This is a genomic window from Curtobacterium sp. MCSS17_006, assembly GCF_003234215.1.
Taxonomy (GTDB): domain Bacteria; phylum Actinomycetota; class Actinomycetes; order Actinomycetales; family Microbacteriaceae; genus Curtobacterium; species Curtobacterium flaccumfaciens.
Genome location: NZ_QKSO01000024.1, coordinates 12,678 through 37,071 on the forward strand (window position 1 = coordinate 12,678; position 24,394 = coordinate 37,071).

23 protein-coding genes are annotated in these 24,394 nt (G+C 72.0%); 21 read left to right on the forward strand and 2 right to left on the reverse strand.

Translation table 11 applies throughout. The annotated features are described in order from the left end of the window. Nucleotides 1-7 precede the first annotated feature (7 nt). The 14 genes from dnaJ to DEJ21_RS17470 all read left to right on the forward strand — a co-directional run bounded on the left by dnaJ (nt 8) and on the right by DEJ21_RS17470 (nt 14,433). A complete protein-coding gene (gene dnaJ, locus DEJ21_RS17405) occupies nt 8-1,120 on the forward strand; it encodes a molecular chaperone DnaJ (RefSeq protein WP_017886671.1) in 1,113 nt (370 codons plus the stop codon). Continuing rightward, nucleotides 1,120-1,857, forward strand: coding sequence for a 16S rRNA (uracil(1498)-N(3))-methyltransferase (locus tag DEJ21_RS17410; protein ID WP_111039127.1), 738 nt, complete (start codon nt 1,120-1,122; stop codon nt 1,855-1,857). Before dnaJ ends, DEJ21_RS17410 begins: the two co-directional genes overlap by 1 nt. Before the next feature lie 38 nt (nt 1,858-1,895). Next, complete coding sequence (locus DEJ21_RS17415; protein WP_111225451.1) at nt 1,896-2,249, forward strand: histidine triad nucleotide-binding protein; 354 nt, start codon at nt 1,896-1,898, stop codon at nt 2,247-2,249. Beyond that, nucleotides 2,239-3,381, forward strand: a complete 1,143-nt coding sequence (locus DEJ21_RS17420) for a PhoH family protein (RefSeq protein WP_111225452.1) — start codon at nt 2,239-2,241, stop codon at nt 3,379-3,381. Before DEJ21_RS17415 ends, DEJ21_RS17420 begins: the two co-directional genes overlap by 11 nt. Next, the gene (gene ybeY, locus DEJ21_RS17425) at nt 3,378-3,839 is read left to right on the forward strand and encodes an rRNA maturation RNase YbeY (RefSeq protein WP_017886675.1); all 462 of its coding nucleotides are present in this window, start codon (nt 3,378-3,380) and stop codon (nt 3,837-3,839) included. Before DEJ21_RS17420 ends, ybeY begins: the two co-directional genes overlap by 4 nt. A 3-nt stretch (nt 3,840-3,842) precedes the next feature. After that, nucleotides 3,843-5,165: a hemolysin family protein gene (locus tag DEJ21_RS17430; RefSeq protein ID WP_110864648.1), complete on the forward strand. Its 1,323-nt coding sequence runs from the start codon at nt 3,843-3,845 to the stop codon at nt 5,163-5,165. Next, the gene (gene era, locus DEJ21_RS17435; protein ID WP_111225453.1) at nt 5,162-6,100 is read left to right on the forward strand and encodes a GTPase Era; all 939 of its coding nucleotides are present in this window, start codon (nt 5,162-5,164) and stop codon (nt 6,098-6,100) included. Before DEJ21_RS17430 ends, era begins: the two co-directional genes overlap by 4 nt. A gap of 73 nt (nt 6,101-6,173) precedes the next feature. Beyond that, on the forward strand, nt 6,174-7,412 hold the full coding sequence (locus DEJ21_RS17440; RefSeq protein WP_220036590.1) for a sensor histidine kinase: 1,239 nt from the start codon (nt 6,174-6,176) through the stop codon (nt 7,410-7,412). After that, nucleotides 7,409-8,098, forward strand: a complete 690-nt coding sequence (locus DEJ21_RS17445) for a response regulator transcription factor (protein WP_035808237.1) — start codon at nt 7,409-7,411, stop codon at nt 8,096-8,098. Before DEJ21_RS17440 ends, DEJ21_RS17445 begins: the two co-directional genes overlap by 4 nt. Nucleotides 8,099-8,210: 112 nt before the next feature. Further along, nucleotides 8,211-8,963: an ABC transporter ATP-binding protein gene (locus tag DEJ21_RS17450; protein ID WP_111225455.1), complete on the forward strand. Its 753-nt coding sequence runs from the start codon at nt 8,211-8,213 to the stop codon at nt 8,961-8,963. Next, the gene (locus DEJ21_RS17455) at nt 8,960-10,360 is read left to right on the forward strand and encodes an ABC transporter permease (RefSeq protein ID WP_111225456.1); all 1,401 of its coding nucleotides are present in this window, start codon (nt 8,960-8,962) and stop codon (nt 10,358-10,360) included. The genes DEJ21_RS17450 and DEJ21_RS17455 overlap by 4 nt, the downstream gene beginning before the upstream one ends. Nucleotides 10,361-10,803: 443 nt before the next feature. Next, nucleotides 10,804-12,579 (forward strand): 2-isopropylmalate synthase, encoded by a 1,776-nt coding sequence (gene leuA, locus DEJ21_RS17460; RefSeq protein ID WP_111225457.1) that lies wholly within the window; start codon nt 10,804-10,806, stop codon nt 12,577-12,579. Nucleotides 12,580-12,784: 205 nt separating this feature from the next. Beyond that, the gene (gene recO / locus DEJ21_RS17465) at nt 12,785-13,639 is read left to right on the forward strand and encodes a DNA repair protein RecO (RefSeq protein ID WP_110860438.1); all 855 of its coding nucleotides are present in this window, start codon (nt 12,785-12,787) and stop codon (nt 13,637-13,639) included. Then, a complete protein-coding gene (locus tag DEJ21_RS17470) occupies nt 13,636-14,433 on the forward strand; it encodes an isoprenyl transferase (protein ID WP_071251399.1) in 798 nt (265 codons plus the stop codon). The genes recO and DEJ21_RS17470 overlap by 4 nt, the downstream gene beginning before the upstream one ends. Before the next feature lie 58 nt (nt 14,434-14,491). On the opposite strand, the gene DEJ21_RS17475 is transcribed toward DEJ21_RS17470, so the two are convergent. Beyond that, complete coding sequence (locus DEJ21_RS17475) at nt 14,492-15,439, reverse strand: LysR family transcriptional regulator (protein WP_258375133.1); 948 nt, start codon at nt 15,437-15,439, stop codon at nt 14,492-14,494. Between the two features lie 70 nt (nt 15,440-15,509). On the opposite strand from DEJ21_RS17475, the gene DEJ21_RS17480 reads away from it, so the two are divergent. From DEJ21_RS17480 to DEJ21_RS17495, 4 genes are all read left to right on the forward strand, one after another. Continuing rightward, nucleotides 15,510-16,565, forward strand: a complete 1,056-nt coding sequence (locus DEJ21_RS17480; protein ID WP_111225459.1) for an aminotransferase class V-fold PLP-dependent enzyme — start codon at nt 15,510-15,512, stop codon at nt 16,563-16,565. Between the two features lie 107 nt (nt 16,566-16,672). Then, nucleotides 16,673-18,058 carry a glycine--tRNA ligase gene (locus tag DEJ21_RS17485; protein ID WP_110864656.1) on the forward strand — a complete coding sequence of 462 codons (1,386 nt, stop codon included), beginning with the start codon at nt 16,673-16,675 and terminating at the stop codon, nt 18,056-18,058. A 125-nt stretch (nt 18,059-18,183) separates the two neighbouring features. Then, nucleotides 18,184-18,918 (forward strand): DsbA family protein, encoded by a 735-nt coding sequence (locus DEJ21_RS17490; protein WP_111225460.1) that lies wholly within the window; start codon nt 18,184-18,186, stop codon nt 18,916-18,918. Further along, nucleotides 18,915-19,187: a hypothetical protein gene (locus DEJ21_RS17495; RefSeq protein ID WP_111040208.1), complete on the forward strand. Its 273-nt coding sequence runs from the start codon at nt 18,915-18,917 to the stop codon at nt 19,185-19,187. The genes DEJ21_RS17490 and DEJ21_RS17495 overlap by 4 nt, the downstream gene beginning before the upstream one ends. A gap of 8 nt (nt 19,188-19,195) precedes the next feature. On the opposite strand, the gene DEJ21_RS17500 is transcribed toward DEJ21_RS17495, so the two are convergent. Further along, a complete protein-coding gene (locus DEJ21_RS17500; protein WP_111225461.1) occupies nt 19,196-19,681 on the reverse strand; it encodes an aminoacyl-tRNA deacylase in 486 nt (161 codons plus the stop codon). Nucleotides 19,682-19,728: 47 nt separating this feature from the next. Here DEJ21_RS17500 and dusB point away from each other — a divergent pair, with 47 nt between their 5' ends. From dusB to dnaG, 3 genes are read left to right on the forward strand one after another with little or no spacing between them, the layout of a single operon-like run. Continuing rightward, nucleotides 19,729-20,901 carry a tRNA dihydrouridine synthase DusB gene (dusB, locus tag DEJ21_RS17505; protein ID WP_111033358.1) on the forward strand — a complete coding sequence of 391 codons (1,173 nt, stop codon included), beginning with the start codon at nt 19,729-19,731 and terminating at the stop codon, nt 20,899-20,901. Continuing rightward, complete coding sequence (locus DEJ21_RS17510) at nt 20,898-22,193, forward strand: deoxyguanosinetriphosphate triphosphohydrolase (protein WP_111225462.1); 1,296 nt, start codon at nt 20,898-20,900, stop codon at nt 22,191-22,193. The genes dusB and DEJ21_RS17510 overlap by 4 nt, the downstream gene beginning before the upstream one ends. 40 nt (nt 22,194-22,233) lie before the next feature. Further along, nucleotides 22,234-24,150, forward strand: coding sequence for a DNA primase (gene dnaG, locus DEJ21_RS17515; protein WP_111225463.1), 1,917 nt, complete (start codon nt 22,234-22,236; stop codon nt 24,148-24,150). The last annotated feature ends 244 nt before the right edge of the window (nt 24,151-24,394 follow it).

The window sequence follows — 24,394 nt, forward strand, 5'->3', positions numbered from 1 at the left end:
GGGATACGTGGCAGACCACTACGACGTCCTCGGCGTCCAGCGAGACGCCTCCGATGCCGACATCAAGAAGGCCTACCGCCGCCTGGCGCGTGAGCTCCACCCGGACGTGAACCCGGCACCCGACGCCGCCGAGCGCTTCAAGGACGTGACGCACGCGTACGACGTGCTGAGCGACCCCGAGCAGCGACGCCGGTACGACGCCGGCCCGCAGGCCGACAGCCCCTTCGGCGGTGGCGCCGGCGGCTTCAGCGACATCTTCGACGCCTTCTTCGGCGGCGGCGGTGGCGGCGGCCGTGGGTCGGGCCCGCGCAGCCGTGCCGAGCGCGGCCAGGACGCCCTGCTCCGCATCGAGGTCGACCTCGACGAGGTCGTCTTCGGCACCCACAAGGACGTCGAGGTCGACACGGCGGTGCTGTGCGAGACCTGCCACGGTTCCTGCTGCGCACCGGGCACCAGCCCGCGCACGTGCGACATCTGCGGCGGCTCCGGGCACATCCAGCGCCAGGTCCGTTCGCTCCTCGGCAACGTGGTGACGAGCGCCCCGTGCGGCACCTGCCGCGGGTACGGCACCGTCATCCCGAGCCCCTGCCCGACCTGCCAGGGTCAGGGCCGCGTCCGCGCACGTCGCACCGTGCCGGTGGACGTCCCCGCCGGCGTCGACTCCGGCCTGCGCCTGCAGATGCCCGGCCAGGGCGAGGTCGGCCCGGCCGGCGGCCCGTCCGGTGACCTGTACCTCGAGATCCGTGTGCGCCACGACGACGTCTTCAGCCGTGACGGCGACGACCTGCTGGCGACGCTCGAGGTCGGCATGACCGACGCCGTCCTCGGCACGACCACCACGATCGACGGCCTCGACGGTCCGGTCGAGCTGGAGATCCGGCCCGGCGTGCAGAGTGCCGACGTCCTCGTCATCAAGGACCGCGGCATCACGAAGCTGCGCGGGAACGGCCGCGGTGACCTGCGGGTCGGCGTGCAGGTCGTCACCCCGACCAAGCTCTCCCACAAGGAACGGCAGCTGGTCGAGCAGCTCGCGAAGTCGCACAAGACCACCGCCCCGCAGCTCGCCCGGTTCCAGCAGGGCATGTTCGGCAAGCTCCGCGACCGGTTCTTCAACCACTGATGGCGTCGCTGTACCTCGTCGACTCGCTGGACGGCGTCGCCGTCGGTGACCCGGTGTCGCTCGACGGCGCCGAGGGCCGGCATGCGGTCTCCGTCGCGCGCGTCCGGGTCGGCGAGGTCCTGCGGATCGCCGACGGTCGGGGCACCGTGGTGTCCGGTCCGGTCACCACGCTCGGCAAGGACACGCTGGAGCTCGCGGTCGAGACCGTCGAGCACCAGGATGCACCGCGCCCGTCGCTGACCCTCGTGCAGGCCCTGGCGAAGGGCGGCCGTGACGAGATGGCGGTGCAGGCGGCGACCGAGATCGGCGTCGACCGGGTCGTGCCGTGGTCAGCCGCGCGCAGCGTCTCCCGGTGGGACGGCGCGAAGGTCGAGAAGGGCCGTGCCCGGTGGGCAGCGATCGCGCACGAGGCCGCGAAGCAGGCGATCCGACCGCGCGTGCCCGTCGTCGCGCCGCTGGTGACGACCGGACAGCTCGTGTCCGCGCTCGGGGAGGGGACCGCCCTCGTCCTGCTCGACCCGACCGCGACCGTGCGACTCGCCACCTGGGCACCCCCGACGGACGCCGAGGACATCGCACTCGTCGTCGGCCCCGAAGGCGGCATCGACGGCGCGGAGCTCGACCGGCTCGAGGCCGCGGGTGCCGTGCGGGTCCGACTCGGAGACAGCGTGCTCCGCACGTCCACCGCCGGACCGGCGGCACTCGCTGTCCTGCAGGCGCGACTGGGCCGCTGGTGAGCCGGACCACGCCGTCGGGCGCGTCCTACGATGGAGCCATGAGCAGCAGAACGCCCAGCGTCTTCTCCAAGATCATCGCGCGCGAGATCCCGGCGACCATCGTCGCCGAGGACGACCGCGTGATCGCGATCGAGGACATCGCCCCGAAGGCTCCCGTCCACGTGCTCGTCGTCCCCAAGACCGAGCAGTACGCGAACGTCGGCGAACTCGCAGCGGGCGACCCCGACCTGCTGGCCCACGTCGTCGCCAGCGCGCAGCGCATCGCCGACGAGCGCGCCGACGGCCAGTTCCGACTCGTCTTCAACACCGGCGAAGCCGCCGGTCAGACCGTGTTCCACGTGCACGCGCACGTACTCGCAGGTGAACTGCAGGAAGGCACCCTTGCCGGTTAACGAACCAGTACAGCCCACCGCCGCCGACGACGAGCCCGTCTCGGTCTCGCACCAGGTCGACGGCATCGCCATGGTGCAGCTGCTCGGCCCCCAGGACCGTCTGCTCAAGACCGTCGAGCGCCAGTACCCGGGCGTCCGGGTCGTCGTCCGTGGCAACGAGGTCACGCTGACCGGGCCCGAGCGCGACGTCGCACGCGCGAAGGCGCTCGTCGACGAGCTCGTCGGCATGGTCAGGCGTGGGCAGGAGATCGGCCCGGCCGACATCCCGATGTCGGCAAGGATCCTCGACGACGACCGCAAGCCGTCCGACACCTTCGGCACCCCGATCGTGTCGAGCCGCGGCAAGTCCGTGCGGCCGAAGACGGACGGGCAGCGTGCCTACGTCGACGCCATCGACGAGCACACCATCACGTTCGGCATCGGTCCGGCCGGTACCGGCAAGACGTACCTGGCGATGGCCAAGGCCGTGCAGGCGCTGCAGCGGCGCGAGGTCACCCGGATCATCCTCACCCGTCCCGCGGTCGAGGCCGGCGAGCGGCTCGGCTTCCTGCCGGGCACGCTGACCGACAAGATCGACCCGTACCTGCGCCCGCTGTACGACGCCCTGAACGAGATGATGGACCCGGAGCTGGTCCCGAAGCTCCTGGCGGCCGGCACCGTCGAGGTCGCCCCGTTGGCGTACATGCGCGGCCGGACGCTCAACGACTCCTTCGTGGTGCTCGACGAGGCGCAGAACACCACGCCCGAGCAGATGAAGATGTTCCTGACCCGCCTCGGGTTCGGTTCGAAGATGGTCATCACGGGCGACATCACCCAGGTCGACCTGCCGGGCAACGTCTCCGGTCTCCGGCTCGTGACCCGCATCCTCGACGAGGTCGAGGACATCCACTTCGCCCGTCTCGGCAGCGAGGACGTGGTCCGCCACACCCTCGTCGGCCGGATCGTCGACGCCTACACGGTCTACGACGAGGAGCGCCTCGCCGAGCAGGCCGGGCAGCGCCCCGGTGGCCGTGGCACCGCCCCGGTCGGCAACCCCGACGGCGCCAACCGCGCCGAACGCCGTGGGCGCCCGCCGCAGGACCGCGCACGACCCCCGTACCCCCAGAACGACGCCCGAGGAGGCACCCGGTGAGCATCGAGCTCAACAACGAGTCCGGCGTCGAGGTGGACGAGGCCGCGATCCAGCGGCTCGCCGCCTTCGCCCTGGACGCGATGCACGTCCACGCCGATGCGGAGCTCGCGATCGTGCTGGTCGACGAGGGCGCGATGGAGCAGCTGCACGTGCGGTGGATGGACGAGCCCGGTCCGACGGACGTCCTGAGCTTCCCGATGGACGAACTGCGTCCCGGCACCGAGGACGACCCCACGCCGGCCGGGCTGCTGGGCGACATCGTGCTCTGCCCGCAGGTGGCCGAGGAGCAGGCGAAGACCGCCGGGCACTCGAGCACCGACGAGATGCTGCTGCTCACCTGCCACGGCATCCTGCACCTGCTCGGCTTCGACCACGCCGAGCCCGACGAGAAGGCCGAGATGTTCGGCATCCAGGGCGAGATCCTGACCGCCTTCGCCGCCCAGCACCGAGGGCGGTAGCCGGTGGTCGTCGTCGCCGGACTCCTCGCGGTGGCGCTGGGGCTCGTCGTGCTCGGCGGACTCCTCGCCGCGAGCGACGCCGCGCTCTCGGTGGTCTCCCGTGCCGACCTCGAGGAGATCGCCAGGGGCAACAAGCGCCGCCGCGCCATCGAGGCGATCGCGGACGACGTCGGGGCGCACGTCAACGCGCTGAACTTCTTCCGCGTCCTCGCCGAGACCGCGGCCGCGGTGCTCGTGACGATCGCCCTCGTGCGCGCCTTCGACAGCTGGTGGCTCGCACTCGTGCTCTCGGCCGCGATCATGACCGCGGTGTCGTTCGTGCTGGTCGGGTCGAGCCCGCGCAGCGTCGGACGCGCCCACGCCGAGCGGTTGATCGGTGCGACCGGCGGCATCGTCCGTGGGGTCCGCATCGTGCTCGGTCCGCTGGCCGGGCTGCTCGTCCGGATCGGCGACCGGGTCACCCCCGGCCGCGGCCGGAGCGCCTCCACCGTGTCGAGCGAGGAGCAGCTGCTCTCGCTCGTCGACGAGGCCACCGAGAGCAACGTGCTCGAGGACGAGGACCGCGAACTCATCCACTCGGTGTTCGAGTTCAGCGACACCCTGGTGCGCGAGGTCATGGTGCCCCGCACGGACATGCTCACCGTCGACGGTGCAGAGACGCTCGCCGCGGCCATGGAGCAGTTCCTGGCCGCCGGAGTGTCCCGGATGCCGGTGACCGGCAAGGACAGCGACGACGTGCGGGGCGTGCTCTACCTGCGCGACGTCGCACGGTCGCTGTACGAACGACCGGCGTCCCGCAGCGAGCGGGTCAGCCGGCTGCTGCGGCCCGCCGAGTTCGTGCCGGAGTCGAAGCACGCCGACGACACCCTGCGGCACATGCAGGTCGCCAAGAACCACCTGGTGCTGGTGGTCGACGAGTACGGCGGAGTCGCCGGGCTCGTGACCATGGAGGACCTCATCGAAGAACTCGTCGGCGACATCTCCGACGAGTACGACCGCGCCGTCGTCGACCGGACCGAGGTCGAACCGGGCATCTGGCGGATCTCCGCCCGACTGCCGATCGACGAGCTCGGCGACCTGTTCGGCATCGAGCTCGACGACGACGACGTCGACACCGCCGGTGGCCTGCTCACCAAGGAGCTCGGACACCTGGCCGTCTCCGGCGACACCGTCACCGTGTCCGGGGTCGTCCTGACCGCCGACCGGGTCGAGGGCAAGCGCCGCCACCTCATCACCGTGCTCGCCGAGCGCACCCACGCCCTGGCCGACGTCGAGGACGCCTTCGACGACGCCGAACCCACCACGACGGGAACCACGCACGCATGACCGACCCCGACACCACCCAGGCCGGCTCGGAGAAGCCCTACCGCGCGGGCTTCGTCTCGTTCGTCGGCCGTCCGAACGTCGGCAAGTCGACGCTGACCAACGCCCTGGTGGGTGAGAAGGTCGCCATCACCTCGTCGAAGCCGCAGACCACCCGGCGCGCCATCCGCGGGATCGTGCACCGGCCCGACGGCCAGGTGATCATCGTCGACACCCCGGGCGTGCACCGTCCGCGCACCCTGCTCGGCGAACGGCTCAACGACCTCGTGCAGTCCACCCTCGGCGACGTCGACGTGATCGGGTTCTGCGTGCCGGCGAACGAGCCCGTCGGTCCCGGTGACCGGTTCATCAACGACACGCTCGACCAGTACCCGCGCGCCAAGAAGATCGCGATCGTCACCAAGATCGACAGCGCCTCCAAGGACCGCGTCGGCGAGCAGCTGCTGGCCGTCTCGAAGCTCCGCGACTGGGACGCCGTGGTGCCGACCTCGGGCACCCGGGGCATGCAGCTCGAAGACCTGCTCGGCGTCGTCACGAGCCTGCTGCCCGAGTCGCCGCAGCTGTACGACTCGAGCGCGGTGACCGAGGAGACCGACGAGGAGCGCATCGGCGAGCTCATCCGCGAGGCCGCGCTCGAGGGCGTCCGCGACGAGCTGCCGCACTCGCTCGCCGTGGTCATCGAGGACATCGTCGAGCCCGACGCCGACGAGGACCCCGACGGCCCCCTGCGCATCTTCGCGAACCTGTTCGTCGAGCGGGACAGCCAGAAGGCGATCGTCATCGGACACAAGGGCGAGCGCCTGAAGGACGTCGGTTCGCGGGCCCGCGTCGAGATCGAGTCGCTGCTCGGCGGCCGGCACGTCTACCTGAACATCCGCGTGAAGGTGGCCAAGGAGTGGCAGCGTGACCCGAAGCAGCTCGGACGCCTCGGTTTCTGACCGTCCGCCGTTCGCACCCCGGGTCATCCGGGCGAGGGACGCGGGGACGAGCGGCCCGCCGTACCGTGGACGGGTGTTCCGTCCCATGCTGCGCGCGCAGGTCATCACCGACCTGCTGATCGCCGTGCTGCTCGGCGGCCTCGTGCTGGTCGCCAGCGGGCGCGGGATCGACGGGCCGTTGTCCGTGGTCACCGTCGTCGGGATGACCGCCGCCCTGGCACTCCGGCGCCTGTCACCCGGTCTCGCCCTGGCCGTGGCGTGGGTGTTCGCGGTCTTCGAGATGGTCACCCTGCAGGTGCCGGACGTGTCGAACGCGTTCATCGCCGGCGTCATGTACACGACGAGTGCGTACGGCAGCCGCCGTGTGCGGCTGGCCGGGCTCGTGTCGGCGATCGTCGGGTCCGTCGCCGCGGCGGCGTACATGGGCTTCGACGACTACCAGAACCGGCTCACCTACGAGACCGCCTCCACGCCGCTGCAGGAGTCCCTGCAGGTCACGCTCTCGTTCTTCGCCGTCGTCCTGCTCCTCCTGCTCCTGCCGTGGCTCGCCGGACTCGTGGTCCGGACCCGTCGCTCGGCGAGCATGAGTCGCGAGGCCCAGCTGCTCGCCGAACGTGACGCCGCGCGGGCCGACCGGGCCGTCGCGGTCGAGCAGGAGCGCGTGCGGATCGCCCGCGACATGCACGACATCGTCGCGCACTCGCTCGCGGTGGTCATCGCGCAGTCCGACGGCGCCCGGTACGCCCTGAAGGCCGACCCCGCGGTGGCCGACCAGGCCCTCAGCACCATCTCGGCCACGGCCCGGCGCGCACTCGGCGACGTGCGCGAACTCCTCGGCGCGCTCCGGCACGAGCAGGGGACCGCGCCGACGCCCGAGATCGACGACATCGACCGGCTCGTCGACGAGATGCGGCAGCTCGGGCTCGATGTGCGCGTGGAGCGCGAGGGCGATCCCGCGGGGCTGCCCACCACCACGCAACTCGCGGTCTACCGGATCGTGCAGGAGAGCCTGACGAACGCGTACAAGCACGGAGAGCCCGGCAGCCCGGTGCGTGCCGCCCTGACCTACCGGCCGGACACGGTCGAGATCGCCGTCGTGAACCGCCGTGCCGATGACGGCGTCCGCGGCCCCGGCACGGGCCACGGCCTGGTCGGCATGCGCGAGCGCGCCGTGATGACCGGCGGCACCATGACCGCCGGGGCCCGGGGGGACGACTTCGCGGTCGCCGTCCGGATGCCGACCGTCCCGGCCAGCGGGCAGATGCCCCGCGGCAGGATCACCCCGACCGAGCAGGAGCGCAGCACCCGATGACCACGATCCCGACCGACGAGCACTCGATCCGCGTCGCCCTCGTCGACGACCAGGCGCTGTTCCGCACCGGCATCCGGATGCTCATCGACTCGCAGCCCGACCTGCGGTTCGTCGGCGAGGCGGGCGACGGTGCCGAGGGCGTCGAACTCGTCCGGCGGACCCGTCCCGACGTGGTGCTGATGGACGTCCGGATGCCCGTGATGGACGGCATCACGGCGACCGGTCACATCGTCGAGCAGTCCGGCACCGACGGCGCGAAGGTCCTCGTGCTGACCACGTTCGACTTCGACGAGGCCGCCGCCAAGGCCATCCGCGCCGGTGCGAGCGGGTTCGTGCTCAAGGACGCCGACCCCGAGTTCCTGCTCGCGGCGGTCCGGACCGTGCACGCCGGCACCGCGGTGTTCGCCGCATCGGCCACGCGGGAGCTCCTGCGTCGGTACGACGACTCGGTCGGCCGCGCCGCCGCCGTCCCCGCGGCCTTCGCCGACCTCACCCCGCGTGAGCGCGAGATCTTCGACCTGGCCGCCCGGGGGTTCAGCAACAGCGAGATCGCCCAGCACGAGTACGTCAGCGAGGCGACCGTGAAGACGCACATCTCGCGGGTCCTGACGAAGCTCGAGCTCCGCGACCGGGTGCGGCTCGTCGTCTTCGCCCACGAACACGGGCTCGTCACCAAGGCCGACTGACGCCGGGTCATCCGCGGGGATGACCCCTCCACAGGCAACCGAGCCGAGCGGACGATCCACAGGAGCCGACCGGGCGACGCGGGACAGGACCGCTGACCGCCATCGTGGATGCATGACCACGAGCCACGCCCCGATCATCCGCCTCGACCACGTGTCCAAGCACTACGGCGGCGACGCCCGACGGGTGACCGCGCTCGACGACGTCAGCGTCGACATCGGCGCGGGGGAGTTCACCGCGGTGATGGGCCCGTCCGGGTCCGGCAAGTCGACGCTCATGCACGTCGCGGCCGGCCTCGACGCCGTGTCCACCGGCCGGATCCAGATCGACGGCGTCGACATCACGGCCCTGGGCGACAAGGACCTCACCGAGCTGCGTCGTCGTCGGCTGGGCTTCGTGTTCCAGTCGTTCAACCTCGTCCCGACGCTCGACGTCAGCGAGAACATCCGGCTGCCGTTCCTGCTCGGTGGGCACAAGCCCTCGCACGAGGAGACCGCCTGGATCGACCGGCTGGTCGAGATGCTCGGGCTCGGCAACCGGCTGACCCATCGTCCGCACCAGCTCTCCGGCGGGCAGCAGCAGCGCGTCGCCATCGCACGGGCGCTCGCATCGCGACCGGCGGTGGTCGTCGCCGACGAACCGACCGGCGCGCTCGACTCCCGCACCGGGCGCGACGTGCTCGCGATCCTCCGCGGTGCCGTCCAGGAGTGGGGGCAGAGCGTCGTCATGGTCACGCACGACCCGGTGGCCGCCGCGAACGCCGACCGCATCCTGTTCCTGGCCGACGGCCGGATCGTCGCCGACCGCCCCGCGATGGACGCCGGCGCGATCTCCACGACGATGCTCGGGATGGAGGCAGCAGCGTGAACGGCGTCCGCTCCTTCGCCCCCACCGTCCTGGTCGCCGCCCTCGGCACCACGTTCGGTTCCGCCCTCGTCATCGCACCGGGGATCGTGACCGAGGCGCTCCGAGCCGCCGGGGTCGCCGACCTCGGACCGATCAAGGCGATCCTGTCGGTGGTCGGGTGGCTGTTCCTCGGCATCGCGCTCTACGTCGGCGCGATCGTCACCGCGAACACCTGCGCCACCCTGATCGCCGGGCAGACCCGGATCATCGCCCTGCAGCGGCTGGTCGGCGCGACCGGTGCGACCCTGCGGGCGCGGATCACCCGCACCGGCCTGGTGGTCGGCGTGCTCGGCGGGGTCGTCGGCGCCGTCGTGGGGACCGCGCTCTCGGCCCTGTTCGTCATCGTCCTGCGGGGCAACGGGGTCCTGCCCGAGGCCGACTACACGTACGTGCCGTGGGAGCTCGTCCTGCCGGTCGTGGCCGTCGTCCTCGCCACCTGGGGTGCCTTCGCTGCCGGGTCGCGCCGCGTGCTCACCGTCACCCCGCTCGAAGCGCTGTCGTCGTCCGTCGAGCCGAGCCACGACGACGTCCGGTCCGGCACGGCCCGCAAGGTCTGGTCGATCGTGCTCATGGCCGGCGGTGCTGTGCTGATGCTGCTCGGGCTCGCGGTGAGCTCGCTGTCCCCGGTCGCGGTCCTGCCGGCGGCGCTCGGCGGGTTCGTGTCCTTCGCGGGGGTCGCCGTGGGGGCGACGATCGTGATGCCGCCCGTGCTGCAGCTCATCGGCCGCATCGGCTCGCACGACCCCGTCGTCCTGCTCGCCGGACGGAATGCGATGCGGGCGCCGGGGCGGTCCTCGCGGGCGACCATCGGGCTCGTCATCGGCGTCACCCTGCTCGTCACCTTCGCGGTCGCGCTCGGCATCATGCAGCACGTGCTCGAGACCGAGATGCGCGCCATGAGCGCCGGGAGCGCCACCCCCGAGATGATCGAGGCGCAGCGGGACCTCTTCGTGCAGATCAACGCCGTCGTCAGCGTGATCGTCGGGTTCTCCGCCGTGATCGCCGCCGTCGGGGTCGTCAACGCCCTGGCGCTCGGGGTGCTCCAGCGTCGACGCGAACTCGGGCTGCTGCGGGTGCTCGGCCTGACCGGTGCGCAGGTCCGACGGATGATCGTGACCGAGGCCGTGCAGATGGTCGTCACGGCCGTCGTCGCGGGGCTCGCACTCGGCACGCTGTACGGCTGGGTCGGCGGGCAGACCCTGCTCGGCTCGCTCGGGACGCCCGTGGCACCGGTGCTGCCGCCGCTGACCATCGGCATCGTGGTGATCGGCGCGCTGGTCCTGGCGGTCGTCGCCACCATCGCGCCGGTGCGGCGCGCGATGCGCGTCCCGCCGACCGAGGCGCTCGCGGTCGACTGACGCGTCGCCCTGGTCACGCCATGCGACGACACGGGAGGCCCGGTGCCAGCTGGCACCGGGCCTCCCGTCCGTCGTGTGGTCGCGCCGACGTGCCCTGCCCGGCCCCGCCACGCCGCTCACGTCCGCCGAGGTGTCACGAACCGTCGTCTGGACGCGGCCCGGGCGACACAACGTGACCACTCCGCGACCGACCCGCGGCATGTCGCGACCACTCGGCACCGCACCCGGCACCGCACCCGGCACCCCGTTCGACGGCCGCGGGCAGTCCCGCGTCACACGCTTGCGCCAGCCCGCTGCTCCGGTGCTACCGTGGGTCCCGATGTACTCGGCACTCCTCCTCCTTCGCTGCCGCGACGAGGCCTGACACTCCGGCCCACCTCGTCGCGGAGTCCGTCGTGGCCGCACCACAACAGCTCACGAACACGCGACGAAAGCGAAGAACGATGCAGAACGCCCAGCAGCCCTCCGGGATGCCGATCCACAAGTACGTCCCGTTCCACGAGCAGATCAGCGTCGACCTGCCGGACCGCACCTGGCCCACGAAGCGCATCGACAAGGCACCGCGCTGGTGTGCGGTCGACCTGCGTGACGGCAACCAGGCCCTCATCGACCCGATGGACGCCGAGCGCAAGCGGGCGATGTTCGACCTCCTCGTCCGGATGGGCTACAAGGAGATCGAGGTCGGGTTCCCGAGCGCCTCGCAGACCGACTTCGACTTCGTCCGGTCGCTGATCGACGAGGGCGCGATCCCCGACGACGTCACCATCCAGGTCCTGACCCAGGCGCGCGAACACCTCATCCAGCGCACCTACGAGGCGATCGACGGCGCGAAGCAGGCCATCGTCCACCTGTACAACTCGACGAGCATCGTGCAGCGCGAGGTCGTCTTCCGCACCGACGTGCAGGGCGTGGTGGACATCGCGGTCACCGGTGCGAAGCTCTGCAAGGCGGCCGAAGCCACGCTGCAGCACGACACGACGATCTACTACGAGTACTCGCCGGAGTCCTACACGGGCACCGAACTCGAGGTCGCACTGGAGATCTGCAACGCCGTCCTCGAGGTCTTCGAGCCGACGCCCGAGCGCAAGGTCATCATCAACCTGCCCGCGACCGTCGAGATGGCCACGCCGAACGTCTACGCCGACTCGATCGAGTGGATGTCCCGCCGCCTCGCCCACCGCGAGGACGTCATCCTGTCGCTGCACCCGCACAACGACCGCGGCACCGCGGTGGCGGCCGCCGAGCTCGGCTACATGGCCGGTGCCGACCGCATCGAGGGCTGCCTGTTCGGCAACGGTGAGCGCACCGGCAACGTGGACCTGGTCGCCCTCGGGATGAACCTGTTCACGCAGGGGATCGACCCGGAGATCTCGTTCGCCGACATCGACCAGGTGAAGCGCACCGTCGAGTACTGCAACCAGCTGCCGGTGCCCGAGCGCCAGCCGTGGGCGGGCGACCTCGTGTACACGGCGTTCAGCGGCTCGCACCAGGACGCCATCAACAAGGGCTTCGAGGCGATGAAGGCCAAGGCCGCCGCCGCGGGCAAGGACATCGACGAGATCGAGTGGGCGGTGCCGTACCTGCCCGTCGACCCGAAGGACATCGGCCGCTCGTACGAGGCCGTCATCCGTGTCAACTCGCAGTCCGGCAAGGGCGGCGTCGCCTACCTGCTCAAGACCGACCACGCCCTCGACCTGCCCCGCAAGCTGCAGATCGAGTTCTCCGGCGTCGTGCAGCGGCACACCGACACCGAGGGCGGCGAGTTCTCGTCGCAGCGCATCTGGGACGTGTTCCAGGACGAGTACCTGCCCGCGTCGATCGACGACGAGAAGTGGGGCCGGTACGAGCTCACCAAGACCGCGACGTCGAGCGACTTCGAGGGCACGACCTCGCTGTCCGTGGCGCTCCGGGTCGACGAGGGTGCGGTCACGGCCGAGGCCGTCGGCACCGGTCCCATCGACGCGTTCCTGAAGGTGCTCGCCGAGCAGGGCGTCCAGGTCACGCTGTACGACTACTCGGAGCACACGATGAGCGCCTCCGGTGACGCGAAGGCCGCGTCCTACGTCGAGCTCGACGTCGACGGCGTGCGCCTGTGGGGCGTGGGCATCGACGCCGACATCTCGACGGCGTCGCTCAAGGCGATCGTGTCCGCGGTGAACCGCGCGGTGCGCGCGGGTGCCGCGGCCGGCGCCGACGCGCCGGAGCTCGTCTCCGCCTGAGACGCAACCAGGCCTGGAGGCGCGGTGCGGGTCCGTCCCGCACTGCGCCTCCCGTCTGTGCCCGGTCGTTCCCCCGTCACGCGCGATGGCAGGTCGAATCGGGCGTACCTGGTCGTTTCTTCCGACCAGGTACGCCCGATTCCACCCGGTACCCCCGGGCCCCGCCCCGCACGCGGCTGTCGGCGGGGCGGGGGATACTGGGGGCATGCCGCTGTACCGGGACGAGTGCGTCGTGTTGCGCACCCACAAGCTCGGTGAAGCCGACCGCATCGTCACGATGCTCTCGCGGCAGCACGGCAAGATCCGCGCCGTGGCCAAGGGCGTGCGGCGGACGGCGTCGAAGTTCGGCAGCCGCCTCGAGCCGTTCATGGTCGTCGACGCCCAGTTCTACGAGGGCCGGTCGCTCGACATCGTCACCCAGGCGGAGTCCCTCGGTGCGTACGGCGCCCAGATCGTCGCCGACTACGGCGCGTACACCGCGGCCAGCGCCATGGTCGAGACCGCCGACCGACTGAGCGAGGCCGACGCCGGGCTGCAGCAGTACCTGTTGCTCGTGGGGGCGCTGCGCTCGTTGTCGCGCGGTGAGCACCAGTCCAGCGCGACCCTCGACTCGTACCTGCTCCGCGCGATGAGCATCGCGGGGTGGGCGCCCTCGTTCAGCGACTGTGCGGTGACGGGGGAGCCCGGCCCGCACTCGGCGTTCGTGGTGCAGCTCGGTGGTGTCGTCGCCGACCGTGCGGCGCCCCCGGGCACGCCGCGGCTCGACCCGGCGACGCTCGGGGTGCTCGGCTCCCTGCTCGCCGGGGACTGGGCGACGGTCGACGCCACCGACGAGCGGACGCGTTCGCGGGCCTCCGGCGTGGTCGCGGCCTACGCCCAGTGGCACCTGGAACGATCGCTCCGGTCCCTGCCGCACGTCGACCGCTCCGAGCACCCGCTGCCGGTGCCGCAGACCCACGGCGGACCCGAGGCGACAGCCCGTGCGGTGGCCTCGACCCCGGCACCCGCCGTGCCCGAGCCCGACCCTGATCCCGCTGTCGAAGGAGCCCCCACCGCATGAGCCCCCGCCGCCCCGACGACGTCGAACCGTTCCGCCCGATCGACTGGACCGGCGAGACGCCCCCGGCGATCCCGGCCCGGTTCGTGCCGGAGCACGTGGCCATCGTCATGGACGGCAACGGCCGGTGGGCGAACGGTCGCGGCCTGACCCGGATCGAGGGGCACAAGGCGGGCGAGGCCTCACTGCTCGACGTCGTCGCCGGGGCGATCCAGATCGGCGTCGGGCACGTGTCGGCGTACGCGTTCTCGACGGAGAACTGGAAGCGCTCCCCGGAAGAGGTCCGGTTCCTGATGGGCTTCAACCGTGACGTCATCCGCCGTCGCCGTGACCAGCTGCACCAGTGGGGCGTCAAGGTGCGGTGGGCAGGCCGGCGTCCGCGGCTGTGGCGGAGCGTCATCGACGAGCTCGAGACCGCCGAGCGGATGACCGCGGGCAACGACGTCCTCACGCTGACGATGTGCGTGAACTACGGCGGCCGGAACGAGATCGTCGACGCCGTGAGGGGCATGGCCGAGGACGTCGCAGCCGGTCGCCTGAAGCCGAGCCAGGTCACCGAGAAGGCCCTGGCGAAGCGGCTGTACGTGCCCGAGATGCCCGACGTCGACCTGTTCCTCCGGAGTTCGGGGGAGCAGCGCACGAGCAACTTCCTGCTGTGGCAGTCCGCCTACGCCGAGATGGTGTTCCTCGACCGGCTCTGGCCGGACTTCCGTCGCACGGACCTGTGGGGTGCGATCGAGGAGTACGCCAGCCGCGACCGACGCTACGGCGGCGCGGTCGACACCCCGACGGCCTAGCCCTAGCCCGAGTCCGAGCCCGAGCCCGAGCCCGAGCCCAAGCCCCCGGCCCGCCCCCTCAGCCCGGCAGCGGGCCCTCGAGCAGGTGGGCCGCGGAGCGCACCGCGTCGAGCGCCGCACGGACGCTCGGCACCCGGTCGGCGCCGCGGGCGACGACGACCTCGACGCGCCGGGCCAGCTCGTCGTCCACGGGGTCGATCGCGACACCGGCGGGGATGACCGTCGTCGCGAGTGCCAGCCGGGGGAGCAGCGCCACCCCGAGCCCGGCGGCGACGAGCCCCACCACCGCGGCCGCGTTGTCCGTCTCGAGCACGATGTCCGGCGTGAACCCCGCGCTCGCGCACGAGGCGAGCAGGTGCCCTCGGCACCGCGGGCAGCCCCCGATCCACCGGGCGTCGCGGTGGGACGCGAGGTCCACGACGGTGGAGCCGGCGGTGCGGAGTCGCTCCGTGCCTCCCGGCTCGACCGGCGTCACCAGCGCGAGCGGGTCGCGACCGAGCGCCCGGGTGACGAGGCCGGGGTCCGGGGCGGTCCCGACCTCGTCGCCGACGTAGGTGAAGGTGAGGGCGACGTCGACCTCGCCACCGCGCAGCAGGTCGAGTGCCTCGGGTGGCTCGACCTCGACGTACGAGGTCGTCACGCCGGGCGCCGTCGCGGCGAGCCGGGCGAGCACCGCGGGCACGAGGGCGGAGGACGCGCTCGGGAACCCGGCGAGTCGCACCCGGCCACGGCTGAGTCCGCCGACGGCGTCGAGGTCCTCGCGCGCCGCGGTCAGCGCGGCCTGCACGTGCAGGGCGTGGTCGGCGAGCACCTGCCCCGCGTGCGTGAGGGTCGCGCCCCGTCCGCCGCGCAGCACCAGCGCGTGGCCGAGACGCTGCTCGGCCCGGGCCACCAGCTGGCTGACGGCCGGCTGGCTCGACCCCAGTGCGGCGGCAGCGCGGGTGATCGACCCGCCGTCGGCCACGGCACGCAGGACCCGGAGCAACTGGGGATCGATCTCGTCCATCATCCGATGTTATCGGTGGCACAACGGATCGGCCCTGGTGTGATGGGTCGGGAACCGGGACGCTGTCCGCATGGACTCCTTCCCCGCCGGCCGCGGCTACCTGGCGGCGTGCACCGCGGGCCTGCCGACACGCGGCACCCTCGCCGCCCAGCGCGCCGACCTCGACGCGTGGTCGCGGGCCGAGACGTCGCCCGCCCGGTACGGCGCGCTGGTCGAGCAGGGACGTGCGCTCTTCGCCGCGCTGGTCGGCGTCCCCGCGGAGCGCGTCGCGACGGGCTCGCAGACCTCGGTGATGGCCGCGGTCGTCGCCGACGCGCTGCCGGACGGCGCCGAGGTGGTCGTCCCCGACGGCGACTTCAGCTCGGTCGTCTTCCCGTTCCTCGCCCAGACGCACCGCGGCGTCCGGGTCCGGAGCGTCCCGCTCGAGCGGCTCGCCGGCTCGGTCGGGCCCGACACCGCCCTGGTCGCGTGGTCCGCGGTGCAGTCCGCCACCGGCGTGGTCACCGATCCCGACCCGGTCGTGGCCGCCGCTCGACGCGTCGGCGCCCTGACCCTCTGCGACCTCACCCAGGCCGCCGGCGTCCTGCCCGTCGACGCCGCCCCGTTCGACGTGACGCTCACGCACACCTACAAGTGGCTCTGCGCTCCGCGCGGCGTCGCGTTCATGACGCTCTCCGACACCGCCCTCGGCCGGCTCCGCCCGGTGCAGGCCGGTTGGTACGCGGGAGCGGACGTGTGGTCCTCCTGCTACGGCCCCGCCATGCACCTGGCCGACGACGCGCGGCGCTTCGACGTCTCGCCGGCCTGGCAGGCGTGGCCCGGTGCCGTGGCCGCGCTCGAGCACGCGGTCGCGCTCGACCAGCAGACGGTCTGGAGGCACGCCACCGGTCTCGCGGATCGGCTGTGTGACGCCCTCGGGGCGCCTCGGCAGGGCGACGGGCAGGCGATCGTGACGTTCGCGGACGCCGACGGGTCGGCCCTCCGGGCCCTCACCGCCGCGGGGCTCACCGCCTCGGGCCGTGCCGGGCGACTGCGCATCGCGTTCCACCTGTGGAACGACGAGTCCGACGTGACCGACGTCGTGGCCGCGCTGGGCGGGGTGGGGCCGACCACGTCGGGCAGGTGAGCGGGGAGGGCGGACCCGGGGCGGGCCTCCCGGGCCAGGATCGCCGGTAGTCTTGCCCGGACCGTTTCCGCACCGAGCACCCAGCTCGGCGACCTCTGGAGCACCCTTTGGCACAGCCCTCCCGTCTCGACAGCGTCATCGCCCTGGCCAAGCGCCGCGGCTTCGTCTTCCAGTCGGGTGAGATCTACGGAGGCTCCCGCTCCGCATGGGACTACGGGCCCCTCGGCGTGGAGCTCAAGGAGAACATCAAGCGCCAGTGGTGGCAGCGGTTCGTCCGCGGTCGCGGGGACATGGTCGGCCTCGACTCCGCGGTGATCCTGCCCCGCAAGGTGTGGGAGGCCTCCGGCCACGTCGCGACCTTCACCGACCCGCTGGTGGAGTGCCTGCACTGCCACCACCGGTTCCGCGAGGACCACCTGATCGAGGCGTTCGTCGCCAAGAAGGGCCGCGACCCCGAAGGCCGCATGGCCGAGATCGCCTGCCCGAACTGCGGCACCCGCGGCGAGTGGACCGAGCCCCGCGAGTTCTCCGGGATGCTCAAGACCTACCTCGGCCCGGTCGAGTCCGAAGAGGGCCTGAACTTCCTGCGCCCCGAGACGGCCCAGGGCATCTTCGTCGACTTCGCGCAGGTCGTCACGACCAGCCGCATGAAGCCCCCGTTCGGCATCGGGCAGGTCGGCAAGGCGTTCCGCAACGAGATCACGCCCGGCAACTTCATCTTCCGCACGCGCGAGTTCGAGCAGATGGAGATCGAGTACTTCGTGCCGCCGGCTTCAGCGCAGGAGCACTACGAGCAGTGGATCGCCGACTCGGTCGCGTTCTACACCGACCTCGGCATCGACCCCGAGAACCTGCGTCGCTTCGACGTGCCGGACGGCGAGCGGGCGCACTACTCCGACGCCACCGCCGACATCGAGTACCGCTTCGGCTTCACCGGCTCGGAGTGGGGCGAGCTGATGGGCGTCGCGAACCGCACCGACTTCGACCTCAACAACCACATCGAGGCGTCCGGCCAGGACCTCCGGTTCTTCGACCAGGCCGCCAACGAGAAGTACGTGCCGTACGTCATCGAGCCGTCGTTCGGGCTGACCCGTGCACTCATGGCGTTCCTGCTCGACTCGTACCACGAGGACGAGGCCCCGAACGCGAAGGGCGGCGTCGACAAGCGCACCGTCCTGCGCCTCGACCCGCGCCTGGCCCCGGTGAAGGCCGCCGTCCTGCCGCTGTCGCGCAACGAGCAGCTCTCGCCCGTCGCCCGCGGCCTGGCCGACGACCTGCGCAAGAACTGGAACGTGGACTTCGACGACGCCGGTGCGATCGGCCGTCGCTACCGTCGCCACGACGAGATCGGCACGCCGTTCTGCATCACGGTCGACTTCGACACGCTCGAGGACAAGGCCGTCACGGTGCGCGAGCGCGACACCATGGGCCAGGAGCGCGTCTCGCTCGACCAGCTGCAGGGGTACCTGGCGCAGCGGTTGCTCGGCGCGTAGGGGATCCGCGGGCGTCGCGGCGCGTTCGCACAACCGGAGTCACCTCGAACCGCGTGATCGCGCGGCGCGAGGTGACTCCGGTTGTGCGACGGGAATGCGCGCCGCACGAGCGCGTTGGGGTCAGCATGAACGACTCCGTGAAGGTCGATGTCTGGTCGGACATCGCCTGCCCCTGGTGCTACATCGGCAAGCGCAAGTTCGAGGCCGGCGTCGCCGCGTTCGGTGCCTCGAGCGAGGGCCGCCCCGTCGAGGTCGAGTACCACTCCTTCGAGCTGAGCCCGGACACCCCCGTCGACTTCGAGGGCACCGAGGCCGAGTTCCTCTCGGGCCACAAGGGCATGCCCGTCGACCAGGCGCAGCAGATGCTCGACCAGGTCACGGCCATCGCCGCTGGCGTCGGCCTCGAGTACGACTTCGAGGCGATGCACCACACCAACACCGTGAAGGCCCACCAGGTCATCCACCTCGCCAAGCAGCACGGCAAGCAGCTCGAGATGGTCGAGCGTCTGTTCACCGCCTACTTCGAGCGCGGCGAGCACGTCGGACAGGAGTCCTCGCTCGCCGACCTGGCGGCGGAGATCGGTCTCGACCGCGACGAGGTCCTCAGCACCCTGCGCGACGACGCCCAGCTCGCTGCAGTCCGCGCCGACCAGGTACAGGCGCAGGCGTACGGGATCAACGGCGTGCCGTTCTTCGTCATCGACGGCAAGTACGGCGTCTCCGGCGCCCAGGACCCCACGGCGTTCGAGCAGGTGCTCCGCCAGGTGGTCGCGCTCCGCGAGACCACGCCGGAGGAGGTCGCCTCGGCGGCCGAGCGCGCCGCGGACGACGCGAGCGCCGACGTGGCGGTGACCCGATGACGGACATGACCATCAGTGACCAGGGCGCGGTGCGCCTCCAGGCCGTGACGTCGGTACCGTCCGTGCCGGACGCGCTCACGGGACTGCCGGGCGTGCGCGGCCTCTCCGCCGCTTCCGGCGTTTCGGGCGTTCCCGGCCTGGAGGCCCGTCCCGCGTTGCTGACGCTCGTCACGCCCGGCGGTGCGCCGGTCTGCGAGGGCGATGCGTGCCTGATCGACGCCGGCTCGTTCGCCGGGGCCGAGGGCGACTGGTCCGAGGTGCCGGACTGACGGCTGCGTCAGTCGCGCTGCGGTTCCTCGTCGGTGATGTCGGCGACGGTCGCGCCGTAGGCGGCGACGAGCGCGTCGGCGTCGACGAAGGCGCTCGCCCCGTGCCGGCCCGCACCCAGGACGACGCGGCGGCCGACGATGCGCTCGTCGGCGTACACCGGCAGGTCGCCCGTGGCGCCGATCGGCGTGATGGTGCCGCGCTCGTAGCCGGACGCCCCGAGCGCCGTGGCGGCGTCGGGCATCGAGAGCTTGTTGACGCCGACGACCGTGCGGAGCTTCTTCCAGGCGATGCTGCGGCCGCCGGGCACCAGGGCGAGCAGGAACCCGCCGTCGTGGCGCTTCACCACCAGGGTCTTGACGATGTCGCCGGGCTCGATGCCGAGCAGTTCGGCGGCCTCGTGCAGGGAGTCCGCGGCCGGGCGCTCGACCACCTCGACCGGCAGGCCACGGGCCTGGGCGTCGGCGTCGAACCGGGTGCTGGCGTCGGTCGTCATGTGGAGAACGCTACCGGCGCGCACCGACGTGGGAGAATGGGAGACGTATGACGATCACTGACGCACCCGGGACGGCGACCCGTCCGGCGAAGCCCCTGCGCATCGGCCCCATCGAGGTCGACGTGCCGGTCGTGCTCGCGCCGATGGCGGGCATCACGAACATGGCCTACCGCCGGCTCTGCCGCGAGTACGGCGCCGGGCTCTACGTGTGCGAGATGATCACCTCGCGTGCGCTGGTCGAACGGACCCCCGTCTCGATGCAGCTCATCCAGCACCACGAGTCCGAGACCCCGCGATCGATCCAGCTGTACGGCGTCGAGCCGAACACCGTGGCCGAGGCGGCGTCGATCCTGGTCGGCGAGGACCGCGCCGACCACATCGACCTGAACTTCGGGTGCCCGGTGCCCAAGGTCACCCGCAAGGGCGGCGGCGCGGCCCTGCCCTGGAAGCTCGACCTGTTCCGCGAACTCGTCACCAAGACCGTGCGCGCCGCGGGCGACGTCCCCGTCACGGTGAAGATGCGCAAGGGCATCGACGAGGACCACCTGACCTACCTCGACGCCGCCCGCATCGCGCGCGACGCCGGTGTCGCCGCGGTCTCGCTGCACGCCCGCACCGCGAACGAGCACTACTCCGGGCACGCCGACTGGTCCGCGATCGCCACCCTGAAGGAGACCGTCACCGACATCCCGATCCTCGGCAACGGCGACATCTGGTCGGCCGCCGACGCGCTCCGGATGATCGACGAGACCGGCGCCGACGGCGTGGTCGTCGGGCGTGGCTGCCTCGGCCGCCCGTGGCTGTTCGGCGACCTCGCCGCGGCGTTCCGCGGCGAGGGGCTGCGGTACATGCCGTCCCTGGGCGAGGTCGCCGACGGGTTCCGCCGGCACGCCGAGCTGCTCGTCGAGTTCTTCGGCGACGAAGAGCACGCGTGCCGCGACATCCGCAAGCACGTGGCCTGGTACTTCAAGGGGTACCCGATCGGCAGCGACGTGCGGGCCGGCCTGGCGATGGCGTCGAGCCTGCAGGAGATCGACGACTTCCTCGGCCAGCTCGACCACGACGCCCCGTACCCGGGTGCCGACGCCGAGGGGCCGCGCGGTCGTGCCGGGCACCCGAAGCGCACCGCCCTGCCCGACCGCTGGCTCGAGAGCCGCGACGTCGACTCCGAGTTCCGCAAGGTCCTGGCCGCCGCCGAGCTGCACCACAGCGGCGGATGAGCGCCACCGCCTCGTACGGCCCGGCGGACGCGGAGCGCTGGCTCCCCGAAGAGCACGGCAACCGCCGGTCGGACTTCGCCCGTGACCGCGCCCGACTGCTGCACTCCAGTGCGCTCCGGCGTCTGGCCGCGAAGACCCAGGTGCTCAGCCCGACGGCGGGGCTCGACTTCGCCCGCAACCGGCTGACCCACTCGCTCGAGGTCGCGCAGGTCGGCCGCGAGCTCGCCGATTCGCTCGGGCTCGACCCCGACGTGGTCGACACGGCGTGCCTGGCGCACGACATCGGGCACCCGCCGTTCGGGCACAACGGCGAGACCGCGGTGAACGCCTGGGCGACCGGCATCGGTGGCTTCGAGGGCAACGCGCAGACCCTCCGGCTGTTGACGCGGCTCGAGCCGAAGGTCTACGGCGTCCGGCCCGGCGCCGACGTCGACCGTCCGTTCGGGCTCAACCTGACCCGTGCGTCGTTGGACGCCAGCTGCAAGTACCCGTGGCCCGCTGCGCAGGGGGTGTCGGAGTCGTCGTCCGGGCGCACCAAGTTCGGCTTCTACGACGACGACCACGACGCCTTCGAGTGGCTCCGTGCCGGCGCGCCGCGTCGCCAGCGGTGCATCGAGGCGCAGGTGATGGACCTCGCCGACGACATCGCGTACTCGGTGCACGACTTCGAGGACGCCGTCGTCGCCGGGTTCATCGACGTCGCGGCCCTGGGCGACCGCGTCGGTGAGAATGACATCGTGACCGCCATGCACGCGTGGGTCGGCGACGACCTGAGCCGCGACGAGCTGCTCGAGGCGTTCGACCGCCTGCGCGCGCTGCCGCTCTGGATGACCGCGTACGACGGCTCCCGCCGGGACGCCGCGCGCCTCAAGAACCTGACGTCGCAGCTGATCGGACGCTTCGCGCGCACCGCCACGACGGCCACCCGCGAGTCCTACGCCTCGGGATCACTCGTGCGGTTCGCCGCGTCGGTCGTCACCCCGCCCGAGATCATCGGCGAGATCGCGGTGCTGAAGGGCATCGTCGCGGCCTTCGTGATGACCCAGGGCGACCGTCAGCCCGTGTACGAGGACCAGCGCCGCGTGCTCACCGAACTGCTCGACGCGCTGGCGGCGACCGGTGCGTCCGACCTCGAGCCGGGCTTCGCCGCCGACTGGCACGCCGCGAGCGACGACGCCGGCCGACTGCGCGCCGTCGTCGACCAGGTCGCGAGCCTGACCGACCAGGGCGCGCTCGCGTGGCACCGACGTCTGGTGGTGGGTGACCGTGACCCGGTCCACATCGCCGTCTGACCGGTCCGCCGACGTCGGTCCCACGAACTAGGATCGAGGGGTGGCTGGCAGGATCGCGCGGAACGACATCGACGAGGTCCGCTCGCGTGTCAACATCGCCGACGTCGTGGGCGACTACGTCACGCTGAAGCACGCGGGCGTCGGGTCGATGAAGGGCCTGTGCCCCTTCCACGACGAGCGCTCCCCGTCGTTCCACGTCCGGCCCCAGGTCGGCCGTTACCACTGCTTCGGCTGCGGCGAGGACGGCGACGTCTTCAGTTTCATCATGGCGCAGGACCACACCACCTTCGCCGAGGCCGTCGAGCGCATGGCCGCGAAGATCGGCTTCACCCTGCACTACGAAGAGGGCGACGGGCCGCGCACCGACTACAACACCCGTGCCCGGCTGATCGCCGCGAACGAAGCCGCGCTCGAGTACTTCACGGGGCAGCTCACCACGGCCGCCGCCGACCCCGCCCGCCGGTTCCTGGGGGAGCGCGGGTTCGACCCCTCGGCCGCGCAGCACTTCGGCGTCGGGTTCGCGCCGAAGTCCTACGACATGCTCAAGGACCACCTGCGTGGGCGCGGCTTCACGATGGAAGAACTGGTGTCCGCCGGCCTCGTCAGCCAGGGTGACCGCTCGCCGTACGACCGGTTCCGCGGGCGCCTGATGTGGCCGATCCGCGACGTCACCGGGGCCACCATCGGCTTCGGGGCGCGCCGCCTGCTCGAGGACGACAAGGGCCCCAAGTACCTCAACACGCCCGAGACCCCGATCTACCACAAGAGCCAGGTGCTCTACGGGCTCGACCTGGCCCGCCGCGACATCTCGAAGCAGAAGCAGGTCGTCATCGTCGAGGGCTACACCGACGTGATGGCGTGTCACGTCGCGGGCGTCACGACCGCGGTCGCCACCTGCGGCACGTCGTTCGGTGTCGACCACATCAAGGTGCTGCGCCCGATGCTCGGCGACCTGGCCGGCGCCGACCCGAACGCCAACGGCGAGGTCGTGTTCACGTTCGACCCCGACGAGGCCGGGCAGCGCGCAGCCTCGCGGGCCTTCGCGGAAGAACAGCGCTTCGCGGCGCAGACCTACGTCGCCGTGGCACCGGGCGGGCTCGACCCGTGCGACCTCCGGCTCGCCCGCGGCGACGACGCCATCCGCCGCCTGGTCACGAACAAGCGCCCGATGTTCGAGTTCATGATCCGCCGCACGCTCGACGGCCACGACCTCGAGACCGTCGAGGGGCGCGTCGGCGCCCTGCGTGCGGCCGCGCCCGTGCTCGCCGGCATCCGTGACCGCTCGCTGACGCAGGGCTACGTCCGCGAACTCGCCGGCTGGCTCGGCATGGAGATCCCCGAGGTCCGTCGGTCGGTCGAGACCGCCAGACGCCGTGCGGGGTCCGGGCAGGACGATCGGTCCGCAGGCTCGGGGCGCGACGGCCGTGCCGGAACCGGCACGGACGCAGCCGACACCCCCGACGAGCCCGTCGCCGGGATCCGCTCGCTGCCGAACGACCCGATCAGCCGCATGGAACGCGACGCCGTGATGGCGATGGTGCAGCAGCCCACGTCCGTCGGCGCACCGATGCTCGGGCTCGCCGCGTCGGCCACGTTCTCGACGCCGATGCTCGCCGCGGTGCGCGACGCCGTGGTCGCCAACGTCGACGTCATCGGCGCGGGGGACTGGCTCGACCGGCTGCTCGCCGACGTGCCGGCGCCCCTGCGAACCCTGACGCACGAACTCGCCCTCGCACCGATCCCCGCGCGCAACGCGGAGGACCTGGCGGCCTACTGCCGGAGCATCGTCGTGGCCCTGGTCGAGCGCGACCTGCTCGCCCGCAAGGCCTCGCTGCTCGGCCAGCTGCAGCGCGCCGACCCGCACGAGCAGGCCGAGCGCCGCGCCGAGATCCAGCGGCAGCTCGTCGACATCGACGGGCAGCGGATGCGGTTGCGCGCCGACGCCGAGGCGTCCTAGGGCTCTTCGCGCGGTCGGTGCCGGGCGTGCGCGAGGTCGCCCCGGTTGCCCCGGTTGCACGACGCGCCGCGTGCGATTCGCCGAGGTCGCACGAACTGTCGCCCGGTGGGGCTGCGAGCGGCAGTTGGTGCGACCTCGGCGCTCCGTGAGTGGTCAGGACATGCCGTCTGTCGGGCCTCGAGTGGTCGCAGGGCGTCGGTTGGCCGGGGGGCGGCCGACGGGACGTGACCGCTCGGGGTGGGGC